The sequence below is a fragment of the Segatella copri genome, assembly GCF_009494395.1.
Taxonomy (GTDB): Bacteria; Bacteroidota; Bacteroidia; order Bacteroidales; family Bacteroidaceae; genus Prevotella.
This window is the reverse complement of record NZ_VZCB01000055.1, coordinates 1-22,062: the sequence shown is the minus strand read 5'-3', so window position 1 is coordinate 22,062 and position 22,062 is coordinate 1. Positions and strand designations below refer to the sequence as shown.

Annotated in this window: 16 protein-coding genes; 11 read left to right on the top strand and 5 right to left on the bottom strand. The window is 43.0% G+C overall.

The window, feature by feature from the left end; all coding sequences use genetic code 11:
* Positions 1 to 56 precede the first annotated feature (56 nt).
* The 10 genes from F7D73_RS06950 to F7D73_RS06905 all read left to right on the top strand — a co-directional run bounded on the left by F7D73_RS06950 (position 57) and on the right by F7D73_RS06905 (position 12,321).
* The gene (locus F7D73_RS06950) at positions 57 to 407 is read left to right on the top strand and encodes an FtsB family cell division protein (protein ID WP_153123389.1); all 351 of its coding nucleotides are present in this window, start codon (positions 57 to 59) and stop codon (positions 405 to 407) included.
* Positions 408 to 502: 95 nt separating this feature from the next.
* Positions 503 to 943: a hypothetical protein gene (locus tag F7D73_RS06945; protein ID WP_153123386.1), complete on the top strand. Its 441-nt coding sequence runs from the start codon at positions 503 to 505 to the stop codon at positions 941 to 943.
* 129 nt (positions 944 to 1,072) lie between these two features.
* Positions 1,073 to 1,903, top strand: coding sequence for a DUF4369 domain-containing protein (locus F7D73_RS06940; protein ID WP_153123384.1), 831 nt, complete (start codon positions 1,073 to 1,075; stop codon positions 1,901 to 1,903).
* Complete coding sequence (locus F7D73_RS06935; protein WP_153123382.1) at positions 1,903 to 3,234, top strand: dihydroorotase; 1,332 nt, start codon at positions 1,903 to 1,905, stop codon at positions 3,232 to 3,234. Before F7D73_RS06940 ends, F7D73_RS06935 begins: the two co-directional genes overlap by 1 nt.
* Entirely contained in the window at positions 3,235 to 4,143 is a 909-nt protein-coding gene (locus F7D73_RS06930) for a vitamin B12 dependent-methionine synthase activation domain-containing protein (RefSeq protein ID WP_153123380.1), read from the top strand.
* A gap of 106 nt (positions 4,144 to 4,249) precedes the next feature.
* Positions 4,250 to 5,509: a metallophosphoesterase gene (locus tag F7D73_RS06925; protein WP_153123378.1), complete on the top strand. Its 1,260-nt coding sequence runs from the start codon at positions 4,250 to 4,252 to the stop codon at positions 5,507 to 5,509.
* A 79-nt stretch (positions 5,510 to 5,588) separates the two neighbouring features.
* Positions 5,589 to 6,347 (top strand): lysophospholipid acyltransferase family protein, encoded by a 759-nt coding sequence (locus F7D73_RS06920; protein WP_153123376.1) that lies wholly within the window; start codon positions 5,589 to 5,591, stop codon positions 6,345 to 6,347.
* A 22-nt stretch (positions 6,348 to 6,369) separates the two neighbouring features.
* Positions 6,370 to 7,110: a polyprenol monophosphomannose synthase gene (locus F7D73_RS06915; RefSeq protein WP_153123374.1), complete on the top strand. Its 741-nt coding sequence runs from the start codon at positions 6,370 to 6,372 to the stop codon at positions 7,108 to 7,110.
* The gene (mfd, locus tag F7D73_RS06910) at positions 7,110 to 10,514 is read left to right on the top strand and encodes a transcription-repair coupling factor (RefSeq protein ID WP_153123372.1); all 3,405 of its coding nucleotides are present in this window, start codon (positions 7,110 to 7,112) and stop codon (positions 10,512 to 10,514) included. Before F7D73_RS06915 ends, mfd begins: the two co-directional genes overlap by 1 nt.
* Before the next feature lie 445 nt (positions 10,515 to 10,959).
* Positions 10,960 to 12,321 (top strand): TrpB-like pyridoxal phosphate-dependent enzyme, encoded by a 1,362-nt coding sequence (locus tag F7D73_RS06905; RefSeq protein WP_153123370.1) that lies wholly within the window; start codon positions 10,960 to 10,962, stop codon positions 12,319 to 12,321.
* Positions 12,322 to 12,562: 241 nt separating this feature from the next.
* Here the strand turns inward: F7D73_RS06905 and F7D73_RS06900 are convergent, their stop codons facing one another.
* Together F7D73_RS06900 and F7D73_RS06895 are read right to left on the bottom strand one after the other, a co-directional pair.
* Positions 12,563 to 13,117 carry a glutathione peroxidase gene (locus tag F7D73_RS06900; protein WP_153123368.1) on the bottom strand — a complete coding sequence of 185 codons (555 nt, stop codon included), beginning with the start codon at positions 13,115 to 13,117 and terminating at the stop codon, positions 12,563 to 12,565.
* A gap of 445 nt (positions 13,118 to 13,562) precedes the next feature.
* Positions 13,563 to 17,528 carry a hybrid sensor histidine kinase/response regulator transcription factor gene (locus tag F7D73_RS06895; RefSeq protein WP_194256869.1) on the bottom strand — a complete coding sequence of 1,322 codons (3,966 nt, stop codon included), beginning with the start codon at positions 17,526 to 17,528 and terminating at the stop codon, positions 13,563 to 13,565.
* Positions 17,529 to 17,809: 281 nt separating this feature from the next.
* Between F7D73_RS06895 and F7D73_RS06890 the strand changes: the two genes are divergently transcribed.
* A complete protein-coding gene (locus F7D73_RS06890; protein WP_153123364.1) occupies positions 17,810 to 18,529 on the top strand; it encodes a hypothetical protein in 720 nt (239 codons plus the stop codon).
* Positions 18,530 to 18,891: 362 nt separating this feature from the next.
* Here F7D73_RS06890 and F7D73_RS06885 read toward each other — a convergent pair whose 3' ends face one another.
* From F7D73_RS06885 to F7D73_RS06875, 3 genes are all read right to left on the bottom strand, one after another.
* On the bottom strand, positions 18,892 to 19,923 hold the full coding sequence (locus tag F7D73_RS06885; RefSeq protein ID WP_153123362.1) for a DNA/RNA non-specific endonuclease: 1,032 nt from the start codon (positions 19,921 to 19,923) through the stop codon (positions 18,892 to 18,894).
* A gap of 196 nt (positions 19,924 to 20,119) precedes the next feature.
* Positions 20,120 to 20,371 carry a type B 50S ribosomal protein L31 gene (locus tag F7D73_RS06880; RefSeq protein ID WP_006847266.1) on the bottom strand — a complete coding sequence of 84 codons (252 nt, stop codon included), beginning with the start codon at positions 20,369 to 20,371 and terminating at the stop codon, positions 20,120 to 20,122.
* A gap of 203 nt (positions 20,372 to 20,574) precedes the next feature.
* On the bottom strand, positions 20,575 to 22,008 hold the full coding sequence (locus F7D73_RS06875; RefSeq protein ID WP_153123360.1) for a hypothetical protein: 1,434 nt from the start codon (positions 22,006 to 22,008) through the stop codon (positions 20,575 to 20,577).
* Positions 22,009 to 22,062: the final 54 nt, after the last annotated feature.

Genomic DNA, 22,062 nt, shown 5'->3' with positions numbered 1-22,062 from the left:
TTCGCAATTATGTGGATTTTCATGAGAATAAATTTGAATAATATAGTAAGAAATAAATGAGTAAACGTCTAGGAATTATATGGAATTATCTGGCTCACTACAAATATTTGATAGTGATTGTGGTGGGCGTTTTGGTGGTTGGCGTTATCGACGACAATAGCATCCGTCAGCATATCCGTTATCAGATACAGATTGCGGGTTTGCGTTCTGAAATCGAAAAATATAATGCTCAGCTGGAGAGAGATACCCGTATGTTGAAGGAAATGCGCAAGGGACCGAAAGTCTTTGGCAAGATAGCCCGTGAGCGGTATTTTATGAAGACTGACGATGAGGATATCTTCGTGCTCAGTTCTGATATTCCTGATGAACCTGCAGAAGAAGAGGAAGATTTCGGAAATGCCAAGTAATGTGATTTTCACATTAATATATATAAGGGAACTTTCTTCTAGGATTTTCCTGTAGTAGAGAACATTCAAAATAAGAAACAGAAGAAAAAAGATAAATGAAACAATTAAGTAAATTTCAGAGTGCTTTATTTTTGCTGGGTGGCGTGCTGATGGTTATAGGGGCTGCTAGCTTTGCATTTGGTTTTATCAATAAGCAAATCGTACTCTATACCTGCTGGCTGTTCCTGGTGGGTAATGTGCTTTTCAGTGTAGTGCAGGCAATGCAGATATACGAAGGACCTTCGCTCGTCATCCATCGTTTGAAGCGAATGCAGTATATCGCAGACATCTTCTTTGTACTCTCGGGAATCTCGATGGTTGATACAGTGTATGCTTTCGCTCGCCACTGGTTTACCAACTACGAGACCTATATCACGTATTTCTATAACAAATGGGTGGTATTCCTGCTTATCGCGGCTTTGTTGGAACTCTACACCACGCATCGTATCTCTTACGAGTTGAAGAAGGAAGATGCTGGTAGAGGAGCTTCGGAATAAGGGGAAAGAATGGGTAAATATGCAAATAAAACATAAATACTGATAATATTCAATTAAATAGCATAAATTTATTTCCTCAGTTCGATTTAAGATTGTACTTTTGTTCACCAAAAGTGATAAACAGAGCTTATGAATAAGATATATTTAGCAATCATTGCCTTGTTGGCGCTTACATCATGTGCCAATACTTACGAAATCAAGGGTACTTCCAATGTAAGCACTCTTGATGGACGTATGTTGTACCTGAAAATCTTGAAAGACAACAATTTCAAAAGCATCGATTCATGTGATGTATTGCATGGACAATTCCATTTCCAAGGTAATCTGGACTCGGTAAAGATGGGTAATATCTTTATGGACGATGAGCCAGTATTGCCACTCGTTTTAGAAAGTGGAGACATCACTGTGAAGCTGGACGACGCGCAGCAGATTGTAAGCGGTACACCACTCAATGATAAGCTATTTGGATTTTTCAAAAAATACCAGCAGTTGCAGAATCAGCAAAGAGAACTGGTTCACAAGCACGACCAAGCCATCATGAATGGTAGCGATATGAATGTGGTAACCCAAAAGCTCAATGCCGAGGCGATACAGCTCTCGGAGCAGGAAGATAAGCTGATTACAAATTTCGTGACGGAAAACTTCGACAACGTTTTAGGAGCTGGCGTCTTCTTCCTTGTTACCATGGGAAATCAATATCCGATGCTTTCGCCTTGGATTGAAGATATTATGAGCAAGGCTACCGAACGGTTCAAGAACGATCCTTATGTAAAGGATTACTATCAGAAGGCTCAGGAGAATCAGGCTATCATGAACGGTACTCATGAGATGTCGCCTTCACAGGCTACCTCTGAGATGAATCAGCAGCTGGGGGCTCCGCAGGTAAATCCCGACGCAGCTCCGGCTCCAACTCCTAATGAGTTGGCAACACCAACAATTCCAGAAAAAACAGAAAAGTAATGAAGATATTAATAGAAAACGGTACCATAGTCAATGAGGGACGTTCTTTTCAGGGCGGTCTCATTGTTGATGGTGACGTTATTGCAGAGATATTTGAAGGAAAGGCACCCCGTGGCACCTACGAACATGTAGTGGATGCTTCGGGGTGTTTTGTTTTGCCAGGAGTCATAGATGACCATGTCCATTTCCGTGAGCCTGGACTGACACGTAAGGCTGACATCGAGAGCGAATCGAAGGCTGCTGCATACGGTGGCGTGACTTCTTATCTGGAGATGCCGAATACCGTTCCGCAGACTACAGACCTGCAGGTATGGGCTGATAAACGTCAGCTGGGAGCAGAGAAAAGCCACGTTAACTATAGCTTCTTCTATGGAGCTACCAATGACAATGTGGAGAGTTTCTGTGGGCTGGACCGGCATCATGTGCCTGGTATCAAACTCTTTATGGGTTCCAGCACCGGAAATATGCTCGTAGATAAATACGAGTCGCTGGTAAGTGTATTCAAGAAGGCAAAGGAATTGGGGTTGCCGGTGATGACCCATTGCGAGGATACGGATATCATCAATCGCAATATGGCTGAGGCAAAGGCAAAATACGGTGATGATCCGGCTGTAGAACATCATCCGGAGATACGCAGTGAGGAGGCTTGCTACCAGAGTACGGCTTTGGCTGTAAAACTGGCAAAAGAGAGTGGAGCACATCTCCATGTGGCTCATCTTACAACGGCTAAGGAATTGGAACTGCTTCAGCCTGAGGAGCATATAACTGGAGAGGCATGTGTGGCTCATCTCTACTTCTGTGATGCTGATTATGCCAGTAAGGGAACACTCATCAAGTGCAATCCGGCTATCAAGACCGCACAGGACCGTGCTGCATTACGACAGGCATTGAATGATGGAAAGATTGCTACTATTGGTACCGATCATGCTCCTCATGAATGGAAGGATAAGCAGGGTGGCTGTGCCAAGGCGGCTTCGGGAATGCCGATGGTTCAGTTCTCGCTGGTTACCATGCTGGAACTGGTAGACGAAGGTGTGCTCAGTATTGAGCGCCTGGTAGAACTGATGGCACATCAGCCTGCCCAGCTCTTCGAAATCGAGGGGCGTGGCTTCTTGCGCAAGGGATACAAGGCTGATATCGCCATCGTACGTCCTCATAGTCCATGGACTGTAACCAAGGATGAAATTCAGAGCAAGTGTAAATGGAGTCCGATGGAAGGCCATGAATACCAGTGGCGGGTAGAACAGACAATCTGTAACGGACATCTTATATATAATAAAGGTGTATTTGATGAAAATAGTCGTGGCGAAGAGCTTACATTCAGATTGTAGATGAAAAAGATTAGCTATGATATTTCAGAGGTAGTGCCGTATATTAACTGGCTGTATTTCTATCATGCCTGGGGATTGAGCGGAAAGAAGGAAGAGGAAAAACAGAAAATGCGTCAGGAGGCTGAGGAAATGCTCAGCTCGTGGGAGGGTAAATATCATACCCACGCACTTTTGAAAGTCCTGGATGCCTATAGCGAGGGTGACGACATCATCGTTGAGACAGGGAATTCTGATGAGTTGAATGGATGTGCTGATGCAGAAAAGAAGCAGGTCCGATTGCCGTTGCTCCGGCAGCAGCATCCATCTGCTCCAGGAGCTCCTAATCTCTGCCTGGCTGATTTCATCTGCCCTCGTAGTCTGCAGGTTTCGGGCGCTGAAACGAAGACGGAAAAGATGCTGCAGCGAGACATCGCAAGAAGATTAGGGGTGTTCTGCTGTACGGTAGAAGCTTCTATCTTGAATGCTTATCGCAATCATGAATATCTGGGAATGATGGCACAGTTGCTTTGCGACCGGTTGGCTGAGGCTACGGCAGAACTGCTGCATGAGCAGACACGCAAGACTTATTGGGGATATGCACCTGATGAACATCTGACTCCCCAACAACTGCATCGTGAAGAATATCAGGGCATCCGTCCTGCTATCGGCTATCCGTCGCTACCTGATACGAGCTTCAATTTCATCATCGACCAACTGCTAGATATGAAGCAAGTAGGTATACGACTGACGGAAACGGGTATGATGACACCCCATTCCAGTGTGTCGGGCTTGATGTTTGCACATCCCAAGGCTCAATACTTCGAATTGGGTAAGATAGGAGAGGACCAGTTACGCGACTATGCACATCGTAGAGGTGTACCTGTAGAGTTGATGAGAAGATTTCTGCAGTCGAGTTTACTGAAGCGATAGTTTTATGGGCATATGGTTCATATGATATTTGTCTTTAAACTATCTTCAGGCTTCTCCTGCGTAATAGATAAAAAGATGTCTCACAAAATATAGTAAGAAAACAAAAATGGTAGCTAGAATATTAGTGCCCGTTATCATCCTAACCATTCTGCCATATTGGTGGATAGGGAAGCAATACCTCTTCTTGAATAGGAGGAAGGGCTGTCTAGGCAAGTCTTTTTGCCATTTATCCAGACGGTGGTTACGTCTTTTGTGGTGGTTGCCGGCAATGGGAGTCATCGGGTATAGCGGTTTTCTCGCTTTGGAGCGTAATTTCCTTCCCGACAACCCTGTACTGATTGATATCTGGTTTGGAGTGATGGCGATATTTGCAGTGCCCCAATTTGTCTTTGCCTTCTGCAGCTTTATCGGCTGGCTGTGCATGTGTATCGCTAAAAGTGGTAAGTTGGGCAGATTTGGATTCCGTCCCGGCAATCAAGGCAGAAACTGGGGGAAACTCGTAGGATTGGTACTGGCGGTGTGTGCGTTTTTCACGTTCATTTATGGCTTTACCTTGGGCTTTCCAAAGATGAAAGTAAAGCAGCTTACGGTGTATGTACCAGATTTGCCAAAGAAGTTTGATGGGTATCGTATCGTGCATTTCAGTGATATTCATCTTGGTTCGTACTACGGCTGGCGTCGGGGGTTGCCTCAGCGGGATGTAGACAGCATCAATGCTCAGCATGCCGACCTGATATGCTTTACTGGCGATTTGCAGAATGTGCAACCGTCAGAACTGAAGCCTTATATCAAACTGATGCAGCGTCTGAAGGCTAAAGATGGTGTTCTGAGCGTATTGGGCAATCATGATTATACCTGGTATCTCAACATCGATGAGGATGACAAGGCTGAAATGGAAAAAATAGAGGTTGAAGTAAGACAGGCAGAAAAGAATATGGGCTGGCGACTGCTTAATAATGAGCATATCGTGATACACAGAGGCAACGACTCTATCTATGTGGCTGGTACCGAGAACTATGAAAAGCCTTACCGCTCTGATATTGGAAAGGCACTCTATGGTATCAAGCCTGGATCGTTTGTCATGATGTTGCAGCATATGCCGAAGCAGTGGAGCAAGACTTTGCCATCTGCTATTGCTGGAAACGATTCGGTGAAGGTGGCTCCGCAACTTACGCTCAGCGGTCATACTCATGCTGGACAGGTTTCGGTTTTGGGATTACGTCCTTCAATGTTTACCCCATTTGATTATGGGCTGTATGAGCGTGAGGGTTGCCAACTCTATACCACATCGGGCTTAGGCGGTACTGTTCCAATACGAGTGGGAGCTACAGCTGAAATTGCTGTCATCACGCTGCGCTGTAAATAAATGATTTCTTACCGTAGAATAAATAGCAGCATCTGCTAATCATAAAGTTCAAAATTCAAAGTTAAAAATTCAAAGTAAAATGAAGTACATATATCGATTATATCAATTGCTCATCTGTCTGCCGATACTTGTGGTAGCCAGTATTATAACCAGTTTGACAACCGTGATAGGCTGTATGTTGGGCAACGGACACTTCTGGGGCTATTATCCAGGAAAAATCTGGTCGCAGCTCTGGATACGTCTTCTCCTTCTGCCGGTAAAGGTAGAGGGTAAAGAGCATCTCAAGAAGAATCAGAGTTATGTGTTTGTAGCTAATCATCAGGGTGCATTCGACATATTCCTGATATATGGTTTCTTGGGGCGTAATTTCAAATGGATGATGAAGAAAGGCATCCGTAAGATTCCTTTGGTAGGTGTAGCTTGTGAATATGCTCACCATATCTTTGTTGATAAGAGCGGTCCATCCAAGATTCGTGCTTCTTACGATCGTGCCCGTGAGGTGCTCAAGGAAGGTATGTCGCTGGTGGTATTTCCTGAGGGTGCCCGTACCTTTACCGGTCACATGGGTGTATTCCGTCGTGGTGCCTTCATGCTTGCTGATGAGTTGCAGTTGCCTGTTTGCCCACTTACTATTAATGGTAGTTTTGATGTGAAGCCTCGAATGAAGGATATGTCGTGGGTATTCTGGCATCCTCTCCGTCTTACCATTCATGAGCCTATCGCTCCTATCGGTAAGGGCCCGGAGAATATCAAGAACCAGATGACCAAGAGCTATGATGTCATCATGGCGGGACTGGAAAAGGAATATCAGGGATTTGTGGAGAATCCCGACCAATAAGATAACTAACAATGAACAAGATATGAAAAGTGATAGTATTGTAATTATTCCTACCTATAATGAGAAGGAAAATATAGAGAAAATCATCCGTGCCGTATTCGGCTTGGAGAAGAAGTTTGATATCCTGGTGATAGATGACGGAAGTCCTGATGGTACTGCTGCTATCGTTAAATCATTGATTGAAAATGAGTTTGGGGATAGATTACATATTCTGGAAAGATCAGGTAAGCTGGGATTGGGCACAGCCTATATCATGGGCTTCAAATGGTCGTTGCAGCAGGGCTATGACTTTATTTTCGAAATGGATGCTGATTTCAGTCACGACCCTAACGACTTGCCTCGCCTTTATGCTGCTACCCACGATGAGGGATATGATGTGGCTGTGGGTTCACGCTACGTATCGGGTGTGAATGTAGTAAACTGGCCTATCGGGCGTGTTCTAATGAGCTATTTTGCTTCTAAGTATGTGCGTATTGTTACAGGATTCAAAGTACATGATACTACAGCCGGATTCGTTTGCTATCGTCGTAAGGTGTTGGAAACGATAGATTTAGATAAAATCCGTTTTAAGGGCTATGCTTTCCAGATAGAGATGAAGTTTACTTCTCATAAGATTGGCTTCAAGATAAAGGAAGTGCCAGTTATCTTCGTCAATCGTCGTGAGGGCGTTAGCAAGATGAATGGTGGTATCTTTGGCGAGGCTTTCTTCGGAGTGATGCGACTCAGACTGGATGGCTGGTTCAAGAAATATCCAAAGAAGTAATGACTATTCAGGAAATAGAACAATTATATGGGCGTTCGCCACAGGCGAATGCCTTTTTGAGTTTATTGGAAGAAAAGTCGGTTCGTTCGGTTTTTCTCCAGGGCTTATTGTGTTCGTCGGTCCCTATGTTTTTTGCTCCTTTGCAGGAAAAGATGGATCGAACCGTACTGTTTGTGCTCAATGATGCAGATGAAGCCGGATATTTTTATCACGATCTTACGCAGATGATGGGGCAGGAAAATGCGTTCTTCTTTCCATCCAGCTATCGCCGTGCCATCAAGTATGGACAGCGGGATGCAGCTAGTGAAATCCTGCGAACAGAAGTACTTGCCAGATTGTCATCGGAATCATCTTCTGCTTCTGGCGGTATTTATATCGTTTCTTATCCTGCAGCACTTGCGGAAATGGTAGTTGGTAAGCAGCAGCTTGATGATCGTATCCTTAGATTGCAGGTAGGGCAGCAGGTCTCGCTTACAGACGTGGTTCATACCTTGCGTGATTTCGAACTCGTAGAGACCGATTATGTCTATGAACCGGGTCAGTTTGCCGTTCGTGGTAGTATCCTCGATGTCTATTCGTACAGTTGCGAATATCCATTCCGTGTAGACTTCTTCGGAGATGAAATAGACACCATCCGTACGTTCGATGTTGAAAATCAGTTGTCTAAAGACAAGCGGGAGCGTATTGAGATTGTGCCGGAGTTGGCGAGTGTTCAGTCTGTAAAACAGTCTTTCCTCAGTTTCCTTCCTTCTGATGCTCTTGTGGTGATGAAGGATTATACTTTTGTGCATGACAGTATCGAAAAGATCTATGAGGATGGCTTCTCTGCCCAAATCATGCAGGAACGGCTAGAGGGAGCCAACGAGATGGAAGCTGAGAAAATCATGCATGAGATGAAGAAGGAATTCAATCTCGTAACTCCTCTGGAATTCCAGAAAGGAGTGGCTGAGCACCAAAGAGTAGTGTTATCCGGTAGTGCAGATTCTTCTATCAGCTTTCAGATTGCACCACAGCCGCTCTTTCATAAGAATTTTGAACTTTTGACCAAGACTTTGGAGGATTATCAGCTTCAGGGATACACCTTATATATATTAGCTGATAGCCAGAAACAGCAACAGCGTCTCAAGGATATCTTCTGCAGTGAGGAGCTGAAACGATACAACATCAGTTTTACATCTGTGGACAAGACTATCCACGAGGGCTTTATCGATCACGACAAGAAATGCTGTTTCTTTACCGATCATCAGATTTTCGACCGATTCCATAAGTATAACCTCCGTTCGGATAAGGCAAGGGCAGGAAAGATGGCACTTACCATGAAGGAACTGCAGGAAATGGAACCGGGGGATTTTATTGTGCATGTAGACTTTGGTATCGGTAAGTTTGGTGGACTGGTACGTGTTCCTGCCGGTAATAGCTATCAGGAAGTAATCCGCATTATCTATAAGAATAATGATAAGGTGGATGTCTCTATCCATTCGCTTTATAAGATAAGCAAGTATCGTAGAAGTGATACGGGTGAACCGCCTCGTCTGTCTACGCTGGGTACTGGAGCCTGGGACAGACTGAAGGAAAAGGCAAAGAAGAAGATTAAGGATATAGCCCGAGATCTGATAAAGCTCTATGCGCAGCGCAGGAGAGAAAAGGGCTTTGCCTATAGTGCCGACAGTTATCTACAGCATGAATTGGAAGCGTCTTTCCTTTATGAGGATACCCCCGATCAGGGAAAGGCTACAGCTGAGGTGAAGAAAGACATGGAGAGTGGCAGACCTATGGATCGTCTGGTTTGTGGCGATGTTGGCTTCGGAAAGACGGAGGTTGCCATACGAGCAGCTTTTAAGGCGGCTTGCGACAGTAAGCAGGTGGCTGTACTGGTGCCTACCACCGTGTTGGCTTATCAGCATTACCAAACCTTTAAAAGTCGATTGGAAGGTCTTCCGGTACGTGTAGATTACCTCTCTCGTGCCCGTTCTGCCAAGGATACCAGACTGATTATCGAAGATTTGAAGGCAGGCAAGATAGATATACTTGTAGGAACCCATAAATTGATTTCCAAAACGGTGAAATGGCACGACTTGGGTCTGCTGATCATTGACGAAGAGCAGAAGTTTGGTGTTTCAACCAAAGAAAAGCTGCGCCAGCTCAAGGTGAATGTTGATACGTTGACCATGAGTGCTACTCCAATACCTCGTACCTTGCAGTTCTCGCTGATGGGAGCGCGTGATATGAGTATCATGCGTACACCGCCACCTAACCGTTATCCTATCCATACCGAGTTGATTACTTTTAACCGTGAGGCGATTATTGATGCAGTCAACTTTGAAATGAGCCGTAATGGACAGGTATATTTCGTTTGCAATCGTATATCCAAGTTGGAGGAACTGAAACTCTTCTTGGAGAAACATATTCCAGATTGTCGTGTGGTCATCGGCCATGGTCAGATGGCACCAGAGCAATTGGAGAAAGTTATAATGGGATTCATCAATTATGATTATGACGTATTGCTCTCTACTACTATTGTAGAAAACGGAATAGATGTGGGTAATGCCAATACTATCATCATAGAAGATGCTCATAAGTTCGGACTGAGTGATTTGCATCAGATGCGTGGTCGTGTAGGACGTAGCAATAAAAAGGCATTTTGCTATCTTATTGCTCCTCCAAAGAGTGCGCTTACTCCAGAGGCACGTCGCAGACTGGAGGCGCTGGAAACTTTTAGTGAGCTGGGAAGTGGTTTTAATCTGGCTATGCAGGATCTGGATATTCGTGGTGCAGGTAATCTGTTGGGTTCGGAACAGAGTGGATTTATGGAAGATCTGGGTTATGAAACCTATCAGAAGATTCTTTCGCAGGCTGTAACAGAATTGAAGAACGAAGAGTTCTCTGACCTCTATCAGCAGGAAATAGAGGCTGGTGAGCAATTTACAGGAGATGATTTTGTAGACGACTGTGCGATAGAAAGTGACTTGGAGACCTATTTCCCTGATACCTATGTACCGGGCAGCAGCGAACGTATGCTTCTGTATCGTGAGTTAGATCATCTGCAGAGTGATGATGAGTTGAAGGCTTACCGACAGCGTTTGATAGACCGCTTTGGTCCGGTTCCGAAAGAAGGCGAGGAATTGATGCATGTTGTAACTCTTCGTCGTCTTGGAAAGCGTTTGGGAGCAGAGAAGATAATGCTCAAGACAGGAAGTATGCAGATGCAATTTGTGAGCAATGTTAACAGTCCTTTTTATAAGAGCCAAATGTTCTCTCGTGTGATTAATTATGTTACAATCCATGTTCGGGAGTGCGCATTGAAGGAGAAAAATAACAAGCGTTATCTGCGCATTAAGGATGTAACAAGTGTAGAACAAGCTGTAGAGCTATTGCGGAAAATATCATCCTTGGAATTGAAATAAGGAAAAAACTCATATACCTCGTTACCTTGGATGGTATATAAAATGAAAAAACAATGAAAGATTAGATACCCCTATCTGCTTTCATTGTTTTTTCTTTATGTATAAGTAAAAGATGATGAATGGCGTTTCACAACGCCTGTTTGTTTTAACTGTTGCAAAGATAGTAATTTATCTTAAAACATAGGGGTAATATTTGATTTTATAGGAGTAAAAAATGTTTTATTGTTATATTTTGAATAGAATTTATTGCTTTTCTAGATATATTGCCGTCATTTTAAGATAAAAATAGGAAATAGAAGAGAAAAAGATGAGTAATTTTTTTCTTAATTGAAATATTATTTGTACTTTTGTCGTGGAATAATAGATAATGTTTCATTTGGAAAGCAAAATCTTTTCTGGAAAAACAAAATGAAAGCGAATTTTCTAATAATTTAAACATAATATTATGAGACAGAAAAAGTATTTACTGCAAGAGCAGGATATTCCTACTCAGTGGTACAACATTCAGGCAGACATGCCTAACAAGCCATTGCCACCATTGAATCCACAGACTCACAAGCCGCTCAATGCTGACGACTTGTCTCACATTTTTAATAAGGAGTGTTCTAAGCAGGAGCTCGATGTAGAACATGCTTGGATTGATATTCCAGAAGACGTAAGAGAGAAGTATACTTATTATCGCTCAACTCCTTTGGTGAGAGCTTATGCTCTTGAAGAGGCCTTGGGTACTCCGGCTCACATCTACTTCAAGAACGAGAGTACTAACCCATTGGGCTCTCACAAAATCAATTCTGCCATTCCACAGTGCTATTATTGCAAGCAAGAGGGTGATTCTAATGTTACCACAGAGACCGGTGCTGGTCAGTGGGGCGCTGCTCTTTCGTATGCTGCTAAATTATACGGACTGGAGGCCGCTGTATATCAGGTTAAGATTACTATGCAGCAGAAGCCTTATCGCTCCAGCATCATGCGTACCTTTGGAGCCACTGTAGAGGGTTCTCCTTCCATGAGTACTCGTGCGGGTAAGAACATTATTACTCGCGATCCTCATCATCCTGGTTCTCTCGGTACTGCTATCAGTGAGGCAGTAGAGTTGGCTACAACAACTCCGGGATGTAAGTATACTTTGGGTTCTGTACTCAATCATGTGGCTCTTCATCAGACTGTAATTGGTCTTGAAGCAGAGAAGCAGATGCAGATGGCTGGTGAGTATCCTGATACCATTATTGCTTGTTTCGGTGGTGGTAGCAACTTTGGTGGTCTTGCCTTCCCATTCATGCGCCATAACTTGAGCGGTGAGAAGCATACTGAGTTTATCGCTGCAGAGCCAGATAGCTGTCCTAAGTTGACCCGCGGTAAGTTTGAGTACGACTTTGGTGATGAGGCAGGTTATACTCCATTGTTGCCAATGTACACTTTGGGACATGACTTCAAGCCTGCCAATATCCATGCTGGTGGTCTTCGTTATCATGGTGCAGGTATGATTATCTCACAGCTTATCAAGGATGGTTATATGCACGGTGTAGATATCCCTCAGTTGGAGTCGTTCAAGGCTGGTATGCTCTTTGCACGTACCGAGGGTATTATCCCTGCTCCTGAAAGTTGTCATGCTATTGCAGCTACTGTACGTGAGGCCATGAAGGCAAAGGAAGAAGGTAAGGAGAAGGTTATTCTCTTCTGTCTCTCTGGTCATGGTCTTATTGATATGCCTTCATACGAGAGCTATCTCAATGGTGATTTGCATGATTATAGGGTAAGTGATGAGGAAATCAATAAGTTCCTTTCTACAGTGCCAAAGGTGGATTAATGAATGGATTGTTATTTTGGAATTAATGGATTCCATCATATAAATACAACAAAGAGGGTGCAACATAATTTTATGATGCACCCTCTTGTTTTGGGTATATTATTGATATGTTTTTGGAAACGACAGTATACATCCTTGAGATATTCAGTATCTCTAGCCGCACAACAGCTGTTGTGCGCTTGCATATCAGCTGCTATGCGCTCGCACAACAGGTGATGTGCATGCGGTGCTCAACTGTTGTTTAAGCTTTGAGCCATTCCTCAATGGCTTTGGCAATTACGTCAAAACTTGTTGTAGGTTCAAAACGTGCTACTACCTGTCCCTTCTTGTTGATGAGGAACTTGGTGAAGTTCCACTTGATATCAGCACTCTCCTTGTAGTTAGGATCAGCCTCGCTCAACATCTTGTCAAGTACAGGATAAAGAGGATGTGATTCATCCCAGCCAGCAAATCCCTTTACTTCCTTGAGGAATTTGAAGAGAGGAGCAGCATCATCACCATTCACTTTTATCTTCTTATATCTTTGAAATTCTGTACCGTATGTAAGTTTACAGAATTGATGGATGCTTTCATCGGTTCCCGGTGCTTGCTGACCAAACTGGTTGCAAGGGAAATCGAGAATTTCGAAACCTTGTGAGTGATATGTTTCATAGAGCTTTTCTAATTCCTCATACTGAGGTGTAAACCCACACTTGGTGGCTGTGTTGACGATGAGTAATACCTCGTTAGCGTACTCTTTGAGGGAAACATCCTTTCCCTTTCTGTCCTTGACAGAGAATTCGTAAACAGTTCTCATTTTTTTTATATTTTATGTATCAAATTTGCTTGTAATACGATTTGTATTTACGTTACGAGTGCAAAGATACTATTTTTCTTTTAGACAGAATAATAAGTTTACATAATTTATCTAAAATGTTGGGGAATATGCTGGAAGATTGTTGAATAGAGAGAGATTCTCTTGGAAAAAGAGAAAAAAAAGTCCGGGAATTTCACAATCCCCGGAATACTTCCAACTTTCTTCCACTCTAAAATTTGTAGTCGAAGAAAGTTTTGATTAATCTATCATTTAACTTTTCTAAGAACTTGCTGCAAAGGTAATACTTTTTCTTGAAATTGCATCATTTTTTCTCACTTTTTTCTTTTAATAAGTTTAAAAAATGCAAAATATCGAAGAAAAGTATGCTTTTGTTGTCTTTTTACACCCTACGCAGTACTTCTTTATTGTCTTTTCACACGTATCCTCATACTTTTCGTGTTCGTTCCCGATATTCAGTTGGAACCACGCCCATTTCTTTCTTGAATACTTTCGAGAAGTATTTTGGATCGCTGAAGCCCAGATTGAATGCGATGGCTGTGAGTGTATCATCTGTATCGCGTAATAATTCTGATGCTTTCATAATGCGGATATGGCGCACAAAGTCTACAGGAGTCATGCCTACAGACGTTTTGATGCGGTTATAGAGAACGCTGCGACTCATGCCCATGGCATCTGCGATGTCGTCAATCTTCATTTCTGGTGAACTGATATTATCTAATACATAGTTTAGAATATTCTCAATCAGTGCATCATTGATTTGTACCGACATGAATGCCTTGTCTCTTTCCTTTACTTCTTCCGCATTGACTGGAGCTGTAGCCTGTTCCTTGTTTGCCGATGTAGGAAGAATGCGTAGGGCAGCAATAGCGTCTTGGTCGCCTGCGGCTTTCAGTCTCTGCAAAACGTCGGTTTGGATGGCACGACGCTTGTTGAGAACCGCCTCAATACGGCCTAGCAGATAATTGACAGAGAATGGTTTGGTGAGATAACCATCAATACCTTCCTCAAATCCCTTCAGCTGGTCTTCTGCACTGGCTTTTGCTGATAGCACCACAATAGGTATGTTTTTGAGTGCTAAGTCTTGCTTCAGATGATGTATCATCGTGATACCGTCCATTACTGGCATGGTTACGTCGGTCAGGATGAAGTCTGGAGTATTCTTTCGTGCAACTACCAAACCAGCCTTGCCATTTTCGGCAAGTAATACATTATAAGAATCGTTCAATATAGTATAAAGGTACTTGCGAAGGTCATTGTTGTCTTCTACCACCAGGATGGTTATTTCCTTCTGCATGTCTCCTTTTTCTATCTGATGCTCTTCTATACGATTTTCTTCTATCTGCTGTTCTTTCTGTTTTTCTTCAAGATAGCGCAGTACGTTCTGGTCATCAATCTGACCTTCTAACAATTCGTTTTCCTGCTCATCGTTAGGATTGACCTCATCGAATCCGCCATTGACGTAGAAATTGCTGTTGTTGTCAAATTTCAGCATCTTGCTGATCATTTCCAGCATTTCCTTTGCATTGCGTTCTACTATCTGCAGCAGCTCGCGGCTCTGCTTGGTAAGACCGGGCTCATTGGCAAGTACTTGAGATACTGGGCCTCCGATGAGCGTAAGAGGGGTGCGGAGACGGTGAGAGGCATCGCTGAAAAATTCATTTTTCATCACACTGATGTCATGGCTCAAATTCTCACGTTGACGCTGGTTGTATGTATAGAAAATAGCACCGACAATAGCCATAAGAATAAGCATGAGTGCAATTCTTCCCCAAATGCTTTCCCAGAAAGTAGGACGTACCTCAATAGGTAGTTCTGCAATGTATTTACTCCAGATACCATGCGAGTTGGTCGCCTTTACCTTGAGGATGTATTTGCCGTGTCTGATATGGTTGAAACCGATGATGTTGCTGCTTCCATTGCTAATCCATTCGCCTTCTGGGGTAAATCCATCCAGGCGATATAGATATTTGGTCTGGTATTTGCGGGTATAGTCTAATGAAGCAAAACTGATAGTCAGGTTTCGCTTGTTTGCTGGGATTACTACCTTTTCGCTGTGCAGGATTGGGTGCTGTTCTGGTTCTCCATTATAGTGGAGTGTCGTAAAGATGATACGTGGTTGATAGGTGCTCTTCTTCAATGTTCCTGGATTGAAGGTAAGTGCACCCATTGGAGTTCCTACTGTGATGTTGTTGGTTGCAGGGTCATGATAAGGGCGTGCCTCGGTAAACGACATATTGTAGTCGAAGTCGTTGGGACCGAATGCTGCTATCTGCCCGGTTTTTGCATCAAACTTATCAATACTGGATTCTCTTATTACCCAAATATAGCCTTGGTTATCTTCTATCATACTTTGAACCAGTCCCTCGTTGAGGGAATAATTCTTCATATAAGATACCTTGAGGTTGTCTTGCAGCAGATTAGTGCTTTTTATCTGTTCGAAAACACCACCAAACTCACAGATGAATATCTTTCCGCTAGAGTGCTCTAACATAAAGTTTACGTCATTGGCCTCAAGGCTGGTTGAATCGTTTTCTATAAAAGTCGTCTTATAGAATTTTATCTTTCTTGAGTCCTTGAAGTTGTCGCTGAAGGTTACAAGACCATCTGTAGTTCCTACTAATATGACACCATCATTGGTACAGGTGATACGGCGTGTCTTATGGAAGAGATGCTTATCCCAAGCGAGACCGTTCTTGAAGCTTGTAAAGTGGATGCTGTTGTCTTCCTGAATGTTTGCAAGAGCGATTCCACCACCGTATGTCGCTATCCAAATGCGGCCCTGACGGTCTGACTTCACATCGTAGATATTATTGTTTGGAAGTGAAGCCAGATTGTTCGGATCGCTGAGGAAATGGTAATATTTGCCTCCTGTGAGCAGGTAGAGCCCATCGCCATGAGTACCAATCCAAAGACGGTTGTTGTTATCTGTGAACAGGCAATAGATACCCGCAGGCGAGAAGGGAACCTGCTCGCTTGTAATGTTGCCGCTTGGGGTAAAATATCCTAATTTGTTATGATGTACATCGGCCACCATGATGCAGCCGTTCTTGTGACCATATAGCTGGTTACCGTTGGCTAAGGCTGTAATGGCACGAACCTCCGACTCTCCTTTGTTTAGTTTGTTGAGGGTATATTGGTGGTTCTTGAAGCCAATCAATGTGAGGTCATGAATTCCTGTTATCCAAAGTACTGCCTGGTCTGTGAGACAGAATTTCTCAATCATAGGGATTCGGTAATTGCCTGATGAGTTACTGCGCAGCAGGTATGGCACAAGTTGTCCTGTCTTGCGGTCGTAATAACTGAAGGTACCTTGGTTAGGTACCACCCATACAGTATGATTCTCATCCTGAGTGATGAAGAGTTTCGAGCTGGATGTGCGGTCTACAGGATCCGGTTGGTCTGCGAAAAGCCATCGCTTCTCGGATGTTTTAGGATTAACAAGGGTTACACCCATGCCGTTAGTGAACGCCCAAACCGTTCCATAATCATCTACATATAGTTTCTTCACTTCTGCTAGAGGCTGTGAAGGACTTTGTATATTGATGATTTCTGATTTGAAAGTTCTCGGATTATAGATGACTACGCCAAGATTGGTGGCAAGAAGAAGCTGATAACCCGTATTCTTTAATTCGTTGATGTGGGTTATACCTTCAGGAAGGGGAACATTGGTAGCTCGATTTTTTTCATCTACAACGATAACCTTTCCGTTCTCTGTAGCCAGGAAGACATATTCTCCTACTTCTCTAATCCACTTATAAGGTACGTTAGTACTGAATTTCTTGCCATAGATGGTTGTACCCTTATCTGTAAGGATCCACTCTCTGTGTTTCTTGTCGCCATAGATAAAGTAAACTTTACCGCTTTTCAATCCTTTTTGACCTACATGTATCAATTCAAAATCGAGTACATCTGTATCATTGGTGCGTAGCAGATAATCGGCATTGGCGGATGTAACCCAGGTGTTCCCTCCATTAATATCATAGATATTGTCTGCCCTGAAATCAACCTTGAATTTCTCATTAATCTGATTGCTGGTTTTTAAAAACTGGCAGAGATGGGTGTCATAGAGATAAAGTTTGTGGTCTTGGGTTATACACCATACGTTGTTTGCCGCAGTTGGCTGTATGTTCAATATGCGGTTGGTTGACAGAACACTTACGCCGTCTGGTTCATCGCGGAAAGTATGGAAGCTATATCCGTCATAATAAGACAAGCCGTTCCATGTGGCAAACCACATCAGCTTGTCTTTTCCTTGTTTTATGTCAGAAATAGTATTTGCTGCAAGTCCGTCAGCTATGGAAAACTTTCGGATGTCACAATAGGGGGTAGCTATGGCTGTGATAGCCGAAAACAGTCCCAGGAGTGTTATATATAGATGTTTTTTTATCATAATTATTTGTCTTGTTGGCATGTATTTTTATTAATTAATTCGACACAAAGGTAACAAAAATAATTGTAAATTGGAAGAAAAATGGTGGATTTTTTGTTGAGATAGGGAAATTTTCCTTTATCATAGGGAAATTCCCCTAAAAACTTCCCTTTTTCCTTTTGAATGGTGTAAAAAATGCTTTATCTTTGCACCAAGTTCTACAGAAGGTGTCTTTTTGATAGATTGATACTTAGTAGCAAAATAGTTTGTTGAATTTTTAAAAGAAGAAAGGATATAAGACGATGAAAAAGATGAAGAAACTTTTGATGTTGATGGCAGTAGCTGTCACTTCATTCACTTTTACTGCTTGTGACGATGATCCATGGGATGATTCTTGGCATGATGATTATTACTGGTATGATGACTATAATCATGGTGGCTGGGGATGGGACCAGGGGGACTGGAACCAAGGTTCGCAGGGTTCGCAAACCCAATGGTTGCTTGATGAAGCTCAGACTTTGGTAGGTGATTGGTATGGAAATGTCCAGCTTTCTGAGTTGGCATCCGATGGTAATTCCAGAAATAACTATCAGTTTGAAGCCAATATGATATTCTATCAGGACAAGAATAACCGCAACTCGCTTAGTGGAAGTGGCATAGAGATAGATTATGCTACAGACGGAAGTAATGACCAACAGACCTTGAAGTTCTCTTGGTATATTGATAATAATGGAGATATTTACATCAAGTATGCTTCTGGTGCTACTTATGTAATGGATGCCAACGCCAGCCAATACGGTTTTCATTTGGGAGCAGAGCAAGGTAAGAGATATGATACATTCTTTGGTTATATGATAGGTACTGGTATGGCAAAGGGCGATATTATGTATATCGATCTGGAACGTAACTCTGCGAATGGTGCTAGGGTTTCCAGAAGCAGTACTTCTACAGGTTCTTCATTTGGTAAGGGAACCGGTCGTACTCCAATTAAGGGAACTGTCAAGGGGTTGCCGAAGAGATAGAAAATGATGCTTGTTTTTAGTACTATATATACAACTTTCTCTTGAAAGTTCATTCGTTATTAAAAAGAAACCGCTCCCTCAGTATTCTCGCTGAAGGAGCGGTTTTATTAGTTTATGGATGTAAAGAAAAGCCCCATCTGGTATCTTTTCCTTTAATACTTCTTTACTTCTTAATCATCTTCTGTAACTACTCAGCACCCCCTATAGAGTAACAACTCAGTGTAAGCCATCGGCTACCCCGCCTTCACCCACTATTCACCACCCTTCACCCAACTTCGAATAAGAGGGGAATTAATTGAAATCAAAGAAGTTATCACTCCCTACGCTCGTTCGGAAGTTAAGAGACACTACATTCCTTGCCTTTACTTAAATCCCCAGATATTCTTTATAGCTTGTACGTCCATTTCTTCAACCTGCTTCTCTATGTCATCAGGCAAATTGCAGAAGAAATCGATGCCTGTTCGCTCCTCCAGGGTCTTGATGTTGACTACATAATTGCCTAACTTGTCGTTCTTGGAATCGAAACTCTTGTTTTCATGTTTAAACCAATAACCGAAAGCGCTATAGCCGTAACTCTGAGTTTTTGTATTGAATTCTTTTTTCAGTACTGCAACGAAGAAATATTTTGGCACAGGGATGTAGCCTGGTAACTTTACGTCGCTGGATGCACCTTGTTTTTTCCATCCGATGAGGTTACTTTCACTACCTACAGCATCAATAGTGCCACCCTTTACGATAAAAAGAGTGTCGGAATCAATTTTAGGAGCTAGCTTGCGAAGTTCTTCTTCCATTTTATACCAAGTGCCCCTCTGATTGAAGTTGGCATATTGTGGTTGCATGTTAGTCATGAAGAAAGTCTGCTTCTGTTGGGTAAGGTTCAACTTGCGGTCGGCAGAAGGGCAGATATGTCCATGGTCGAATCCCTGCTTGGTTGGGGTAGGGTCTTCGGTGAAATCGGTGATGCCCCACTGTTCCTGCAGGTCGGTATCCCATGGATACTGACGCTCACCCTGCGGAGCATCCCATCGTTTTACGTTCGAAGCTATGTTGGTGGTGTTGAAAGTATAGCAGCTCCAACGCTGGCTTTTCATATCATCATCCCATTCGCTAGAGAAGTTTACAACGTCTCCGTCCATGTGAACAATGGCATAGCTTGTTCCGTTGTTCTTGAGTTTTGGAAATTCCAATCCGCCTAAGGCATTCTTTAAAACTTGCGGCATATTGGCTTTCACCATATTTTTATTGGTATTGGTCTTGTCTGTAGAACCACTTGTATTTCCTCCACCGTTATTCTCTTTATCAGGGAAGTTAAACTGCAGGGAGTCGTCTGTACCGCATGCCGAGAATGTCATTGCTGCGATAAGCGAGAGAATAAGTAACTTGGTATGTTTCATTTCTCGTAATTGTTTTAAGTTATAGATTACTTTCAGAATAATAGTAGGAGATTACTTTCTAGTAAATAAGAAGTTAAAAAGTGATTTCCTGTATGTATAAGAAGAGAAAAAGTGCATTCCTACGTATATGCAACTACGTTGGAACGCACTTTGTATCTTTCGATAATAATATATCCTTATGAAAAAGGTATATATATTACTTCTTCAACTTACCGTAACGGTTCATGAAGCGGTCTACGCGACCAGCTGTATCAACGAGCTTACTCTTACCTGTATAGAATGGGTGAGAAGTGCTAGAGATTTCAATCTTTACAACTGGATAAGTTTCGCCCTCGAATTCTACTGTGTCGTTTGTCTTGCATGTAGACTGTGAGAGGAACATATCGCCATTAGACATATCCTTAAATACTACAGGACGATAGTTCTCTGGATGAATACCTTTTTTCATTTTTTCTTTTTTATTTTTATTGGGTTATTAAAAATAGACGTCATGGGGATGCTTTCGCATCATTTCGTGTCCCTCATCGGGGCATGCCCATTATAGCCTGTTGACAATTTCTGGGTGCAAAGTTACACTTTTTTATTGAATCCACCAAATAATTCTCCTTCTTTTTACGAAATATTTGAGAATTAGTGGTTTGGCTCCAACATTTACTTGATAATTGCTGTGCTACCCAACGAGAATGTGAAGTCATCGATGAGGACAGCTGCGCCAGGTTTCTTGGCATTCATGATGACGATGCTATAGGTTCCGTCTGCTGCTATCTCGATTTCCTGTTCTATAAGGATCCACTTTTCATTGCTAACGTTGACATATTGTTTGGTGTATACGTAGTTTTGTGAATCAACAACTCCGTCTTTTACTGCAACGTGTCCTGGACAAACAGAAGCACCTGTTGCTGTTGCTGCTTTAGCATAGAACTTAAGGGTGTATTTGCCTGCCTTGAGTTTCATCTCCTTGTAACCAAGTCGTTTGTTTGCTTTTGGCGAACCTGCCACCTGCACAGAGTATTTGCCGCTGTGGGCATCTTCGCTTTGTGTTAACGTAGCGTTACCTGCTGAAGTTGTATTCCAGTTTGTTGGTTTACCATCTGCCCAAGTCTCGAAGCCGCCATTCTCCCCTGTTGCTACTTCGCCTGGGTTTGGATCTGGTTCTGGGTCAGGAGTTACTGTGCCGCCGCCTTCGCCGCTGGTCTTGCCGTTCACGGAGATGAGCTTACCGCCCTGGTTGGTCTCCGGAGTGTTGCCCATGTAGTTGATGAGCTTGGCGCAAACCACAATCTCATCGCCTTCCTTCAGCGTCATATCGCCCTCCTTCCACTTCTCGCCACCGAAGTAGTAGATGCGGAAGATATAGAACTGGGTGCTGTTGGCATCATCGGCAATATAGAATGATCCGTTGCCGAAGGCTGCTGAGAACTGCTCCTTCACGCTCTGAACCTTACCCTTGATGTAGAATTCCTTGTCTGAAACGACGCCAGCTTCCAAAGCTGCTGTATATTTCTGAGCAGCAACGCTATTGAATGGATTGGCTTCAGAACCATCGCCCTTAGCCACGCCGTTAATATCGCCACTGCTTTCTCCTCCTGCAGTCTTGCCATTCAATGATACAAGGTAAGTCTTGTTAGCCACGGTCTCCGGTGTGTTGCCCATATAGTTCATTACTTTGGCGCATACAACAACCTCGTCGCCCTCTTTGAGCTCAGGATCGTTGGTTGTCCACTTCTTGTTGCCTAGATAGAGTGAGCGGAAAATGTAGAACTTTTCGCTGGTCTCATCATCGGCAATATAGAAGGAACCATTACCGAAGTTAGTAGAGAACTGCTCCTTGATGCTCACTACCTTACCCTTGATATAGACCTCCTTGTCTGACTCTACGCCAGCCTCCAAGGTCTTGCAGTAATTGATTACAGCAACACTGTTGTATGGATCTGCTGCGGTACCGGTACCCTTAGCCACACCTTCTGTGGTGCCGCCAGTCTCCGGTTTGGTTGGCATGGTGTAAGGTTCTGGTACATCCTCACAACTGCTGAATGTGAAAGCAGCCATCGCTGCCATCAAAACTGAAAATATATACTTTTTCATCACTAGTGTCCCGTTAAAACGAGACGATTATTAAATAAGTTATTAATACTCAAA